This window comes from Elioraea sp. (assembly GCF_051860475.1).
Lineage (GTDB): Bacteria > Pseudomonadota > Alphaproteobacteria > Acetobacterales > Acetobacteraceae > Elioraea.
The window spans coordinates 1-5,406 of the sequence record NZ_JBHYDW010000208.1; the positions used below are offsets into that span (position 1 = coordinate 1).

The 5,406-nt window shown below is 70.1% G+C and carries 6 protein-coding genes; all 6 read left to right on the forward strand.

Annotation, left to right across the window (positions count from 1 at the left end; translation table 11 throughout):
• Nucleotides 1-1,148 (forward strand): VapE domain-containing protein (locus tag ACTIFU_RS22165; protein WP_439580496.1); only part of this gene is annotated, 1,148 nt, incomplete at its 5' end.
• Nucleotides 1,149-1,712: 564 nt separating this feature from the next.
• Nucleotides 1,713-2,171 (forward strand): hypothetical protein, encoded by a 459-nt coding sequence (locus ACTIFU_RS22170; RefSeq protein WP_439580497.1) that lies wholly within the window; start codon nucleotides 1,713-1,715, stop codon nucleotides 2,169-2,171.
• Nucleotides 2,171-2,395 carry a hypothetical protein gene (locus tag ACTIFU_RS22175; RefSeq protein WP_439580498.1) on the forward strand — a complete coding sequence of 75 codons (225 nt, stop codon included), beginning with the start codon at nucleotides 2,171-2,173 and terminating at the stop codon, nucleotides 2,393-2,395. Before ACTIFU_RS22170 ends, ACTIFU_RS22175 begins: the two co-directional genes overlap by 1 nt.
• Nucleotides 2,385-2,939, forward strand: coding sequence for a DUF6456 domain-containing protein (locus tag ACTIFU_RS22180; protein WP_439580499.1), 555 nt, complete (start codon nucleotides 2,385-2,387; stop codon nucleotides 2,937-2,939). The genes ACTIFU_RS22175 and ACTIFU_RS22180 overlap by 11 nt, the downstream gene beginning before the upstream one ends.
• A gap of 347 nt (nucleotides 2,940-3,286) precedes the next feature.
• A complete protein-coding gene (locus ACTIFU_RS22185; protein WP_439580500.1) occupies nucleotides 3,287-4,744 on the forward strand; it encodes a site-specific DNA-methyltransferase in 1,458 nt (485 codons plus the stop codon).
• A partial coding sequence (locus ACTIFU_RS22190; protein WP_439580501.1) for a ParB/Srx family N-terminal domain-containing protein occupies nucleotides 4,734-5,406 on the forward strand: 673 nt, incomplete at its 3' end. The genes ACTIFU_RS22185 and ACTIFU_RS22190, both read left to right, overlap by 11 nt.

Genomic DNA, 5,406 nt, shown 5'->3' on the forward strand with positions numbered 1-5,406 from the left:
TCCTTCGGCGTCTCCCCTGGGACGGCGAAGAGGGTGCGTTCCCGCGTGCCTGGGGCGAGGCGGACGACGTGCGCTGCGCGGAGTGGCTGCAGCGTCATGAGATCAACGTCCCGCCCACCGTGGTCGGGCGCAGCATCGTCGCGGTGGCGCGCAACATCCGCATCCACCCGGTGCGCGAGTACCTGAGCGCGCTGGTGTGGGACGGCACACCCAGGCTCGACACCTGGACCGCGACCTATCTCGGCGCCGAGGACACCGCATTGCACCGCGCCTTCGGTGCCTCGTGGATGATCTCCGCGGTGGCGCGGATCCTCTCTCCCGGCTGCAAGGCCGACCACATGCTGATCCTGGAGGGGCCGCAGGGGATCCGCAAATCGACCGCCCTCAAGGTGCTGGCGTCCGAGGCCTGGTTCACCGACGAACTCGCCGAGCTCGGCTCGAAGGACGCCGCCCAGCAGATGCGTGGCGTCTGGGTGATCGAGATGGCCGAGCTCGATGCGATCGGCCGCGCCGAGGTCTCGCGCATCAAGGCGTTCCTCACCCGCACCGCCGATCGCTATCGCCCGCCCTACGAGCGCTACGTGATCACCGTGCCGCGACAGTGCGTGTTCGCCGGCAGCGTGAATCCGGACACCTATCTGCGCGACGAGACCGGCAATCGCCGCTTCTGGCCGGTGCGCTGCGGTGAGATCGACCTGGATGGGCTGCGGCGCGATCGCGACCAGCTCTGGGCCGAGGCGGTGGTCCGCTTCAACGCCGGCGCGGCCTGGTGGCTCGAGGACAAGGAGCTGGTCGCGCTCGCCGCTGCGGCGCAGGAGGCACGCTACCAGGGTGATGCGTGGGATGCGCTGATCGAGCGCTGGCTCACCCGCGAGAAGCGGCGCGTCAACGTCGGCTTCGGCCCCTACGAGGATTGGCGTGACGAGTTCGTGCCGCGAGCGCAGCCGCTGGCCGACGTCTCGATCGGCGAGGTGCTGGAGCAGGCACTCGGCATCGAGCCCGCGAAGTGGACGCGCGCCGATCAGATGCGCGTCGCGAGCTTCCTCAAGGCGAGGAAGTGGGAGCGCTACAAGACGAACGGCTCGGCGAAGGACGGCGTTGCGCGCGAATGGCGCTATCGGGCCACGGCCCGGGAGGATGGGGCGTGATGCGCGCCGCGCGCGTTCTGTCCCAACCTTCCGCCAGCGTCCCAACCTATGTCGCGAGGTTGGGACATGAAATCCCGGCGCGATCTCAGACGGTTATGCCGATCCGTCCCAACGTCCCAACTGTCCCAACGGGGTCTGAAACCCATGCGTGAAGGGAGTGGGTCGGGGAAAACACACATTCTCTATATAGGGGTAAGGGGAGAGGTCGGGCGTTGGGACGTTGGGACGAATTCCGGTAACAGACTGATTTATCGAGAGGTTTCGGCCGCCCAACCCGCCACCCGTTGGGACAGGTTGGGACGTGCCGGGCGCAGCCGTGGCCACCAGGCGGGTCGTTGTGCCGTTCCCCTGCACCCACCGAGCACCGGGCCACCAGACGGTCCGACCCTCACCCCGCAGCCGGGCAGCGACGGCGAGCTCCGCCAAGAACCGCGCCGTCGCCGCCCTCACCACCACGATCCCCTCTCGGAGACCATCATGGCTCTCGCGACTCTGACTCCGCCCGCGCCGCTGGCAAGCGGCGGTGCTGCGATCCCGCTCCCTGTCGCCCTCGCACATCGCGCCGTGCTCGCCCTCGATCTCGGCACCACCACCGGCTGGGCCCTGCGCTCCCGCGACGGCGGCATCACCTCCGGCACGATGACCTTCAAGCCCAGCCGGTTCGAGGGCGGTGGCATGCGCTACCTGCGCTTCCAGCACTGGCTCGGCGAGATCGCTTGGCTCGCCCACGGCTTGCGGCAGGTGGTGTTCGAAGAGGTGCGCGCGCACGTGAGCACTGACAGCTCCCACGTCCACGGGGGTTTCCTCGCCACGCTCACTGCCTGGTGCGAGCAGCGTGGCGTGCCTTACGAGGGCGTTCCGGTCGGCACGATCAAGCGCTTCGCGACCGGCAAAGGGAACGCCGACAAGGCAGCGATGATCGCGGCGATCCGTGCGCGCGGTTTCGCTCCCACCGATGACAACGAGGCCGATGCGATCGCGCTGCTCTTGTGGGCCACTGAAGGCCAGGGAGGGCACGCGTGATGCTGCCCGGTGCTCCGATGCCGCCGCGGTCGTGCCTGCATCGTGCGGGGAGCCCGACCACGCCCACGGAGCTCGACGCGCTGCGACGGCGGGTCTGGCGCGAGCAGGGTGTTGCCTCGCTTTCGATCGACGAGATCGCTGACCCCTGGCTGCGCCAGGCGGTGATCAACGAAGCCACGCGGCGCTGGGGGCCGCGCCACGCGGGAGATCGTCATGGCGGCTAAGCGCAAGCGGAAGCAGGGTGTGGCGATCGTCCGGGAGGATCTCGCCCAGCCGAGCAAGTGGCGGCTGCAACACGGCGGCTTCACGGACGCCGTGCGCGAAGCCGATCCCGAAACGGGCGCGGTGGTGATGCATCGCTACGCCTTCGACACGCTCGGCACCATGCTCGCGAACGGCACGATCACCGCGGAGATGCACGACGCCGGCGCGATGTTCCGCCGTCACTTCCGCGCTGCGGCGTTGGATACGCTGCGCGCCATGCCGCTGATCCGCATCCCCGGCGGCACAGGCGAGTCCGCGGGCGAGCGTCAGGTGGCCTCGCGCGCGCGGGTCAGCGACGCGATCGCAGCACTCGGTGGCTTTGGCAGCGCAGGTGCCTCCTGCGTGTGGCACGTCGTCGGGCTCGAGTGCTCGATCACCGAGTGGGCTCGGCGACGTGGTTGGGCAGGCAAGCCCGTGGGGCACGCCCAGGCTCAGGGCATGCTCGTCGTCGCGCTCGGTGTGCTCGCGGGGCACTACGGGCTCACACGACAGCGGGCGGCGTGAGCTCGGCGAAGAAAAGTGTGGAGCGCTACATCTTCGCACTCCCCGGCGGAATCTGGATTGGGTAGCATCTCGATAGTTGGCGAACGTGGGCGCGGGGCGGCGCCGATCGCATGGCGATCAGGCGGCCCGGGATCCACAGAAGCCTTGGACACTTTGGAATACGGAACGAACAGCGAGAGACGCTAGCGCAACGGACGGCTCGGAAAGCCGCAGAAAACATGGTTCCTTCTGGCGCCGTTCCTTATGCCGGGGGCGGGCGCGCCGGACCGAGCTAGCGCCAGCCCTGAAATCGAAGTTGCCACTCCCCCGGTTGCCAGCCCGATAGCCCCCCACAGCACGGATCGTCGATGGTGCAGATCCCCTGGTCGGCCAGCGCCGTCGAGGCGCGCCCCGTGGTGTCCCTGCTGCCCTATGCCGCGAACGCGCGCACGCATTCGCCCGAGCAGGTGGCGCAGATCGCGGCGAGCATCGTCGAGTTCGGCTTCGTCGCGCCGATCCTGGTGGACGAGCACGGCGAGGTAATCGCCGGTCATGGCCGGCTGGAAGCCGCCAAGTCCCTGGGCCTGGCGACGGTGCCGACGATCGTGCGGCACGGTCTGAGCGAGGCGCAGAAGACCGCCTATCGGCTCGCCGACAATCGCATCGCGCTGAATGCCGGCTGGGACGAGGCGCTGCTGGCGCAGGAGGTCGCGCGGCTGCAGCAGATGGGCGAGCTCGACCTCGGGCTGACGGGGTTCGAGACCGCGGAGATCGAACGGCTCCTCGCCGGGCTGGATACGGTGGCCGCGGAGCCTGGCAACGGTGCCGTTGCCAGCCCGACCGTTGCCAGTGGTGAGCAGGTGGCAACTGGAGAGCCGGACGAGGATCCGGCCGACGCGGAACCGGACCCGGCGCGTCAGGCCGTGACCCGCCCGGGCGATCTCTGGCTGCTCGGCGAGCACCGGCTGCTCTGCGGCGACAGCACGGACGCCGCGAGCGTGGCGCGCGTGATGGCCGACGACCGCGCCGCGCTGCTGTTCACCTCGCCGCCCTACGGCAGCCAGCGGGAGTACACCACCGGCGGGGTCTCGGATTGGGACGCGCTCATGCAGGGCGTGTTCCGCCACCTGCCGATCGTGATGGCCGACGACGCCCAGGTGCTCGTAAACCTCGGTCTGATCCACCGCGACGGCGAGTGGGTGCCGTACTGGCGTGGCTGGCTCGAGTGGATGCGCGCGCAGGGCTGGCGCCGCTTCGCCCTCTACGCCTGGGATCAGGGACCGGGCCTGCCGGGCGACTGGAACGGCCGGCTCGCGCCGGCCTTCGAGCTCGTCTTCCACTTCAACGTTGCCGCGCGGCAGGCGAACAAGATCGTGCCCTGCAAGTGGGCGGGCGATCCGCTGCACATGACCGGGCTGCGCCGGGCCGACGGAACGATGAGCGGCTGCACCCACCAGGGGCGGCCGATCCAGCCGTTCCGCGTCCCCGACAGCGTGCTGCGGATCACCCGGCACAAGGCGCGCGGGATCGAGACCGAGCACCCTGCGGTGTTCCCGGTCGCGCTGCCGGAGTTCCTGATGCGCGCCTACACGGATGAGGGCGAGGTGGTGTTCGAGCCGTTCTCCGGCTCAGGCACGACGATCCTCGCCGGGCAGCGCACCGGGCGTCGCGTGCGGGCGATCGAGCTCGCGCCACCGTACGTCGATCTCGCGATCGCCCGCTGGCGCATGCTGCATCCCGACCTGCCGGTTATGCTCGCCGGCGATGGACGGGACTACGGCGCCATCGCCGCCGAGCGTGCCGAGGCCCTCGCCGATGCAGCCTAGCCTCCAGGTCGAGAGCATCCCGCTCGACCGGGTGCTGCCCTATGCGGCGAACGCGCGCACCCATCCGGACGAGCAGATCGCGCAGATCGCCGCCTCGATCGCAGAGTTCGGCTTCAACGTGCCGGTGCTGCTCGACGATGCCGGTGTGCTGATCGCCGGCCACGGGCGCGTCCTGGCGGCGCAGCGGCTCGGCTTGGACGTGGTGCCAGCCATCCGGCTCGGGCACCTCTCCGAGGCGCAGGCGCGGGCCTATCGCCTCGCCGACAACCAGATCGCGCTCAACTCAGGCTGGGACGAGAGCCTGCTCGCCGCCGAGCTCCGCGCCCTGCGGACCGACGCGGTGGATCTCGCTCTGCTCGGCTTCGATCAGGCGACGCTGGATCGCCTGCTCGCCGAGGCCGGCATCGCGCTGGACGACGCATCGGCTGCCGCGGCGGCCGACCAACCTGCGCCCGAGCCGCCCGCAGAGCCAGTGACGCGCCCGGGCGATCTGTGGCGCCTCGGCTCGCATCGGCTCCTCTGCGGCGACGCCACCGGCGCGGCGGACGTCGCCCGGCTGCTCGACGGTGCGCGCCCCCAACTCATGGCGTCAGATCCACCCTACGGGGTGGACTACGACCCGTCCTGGCGCAACGAGGCGGGTGTGTCGGCAACGCTGCGCA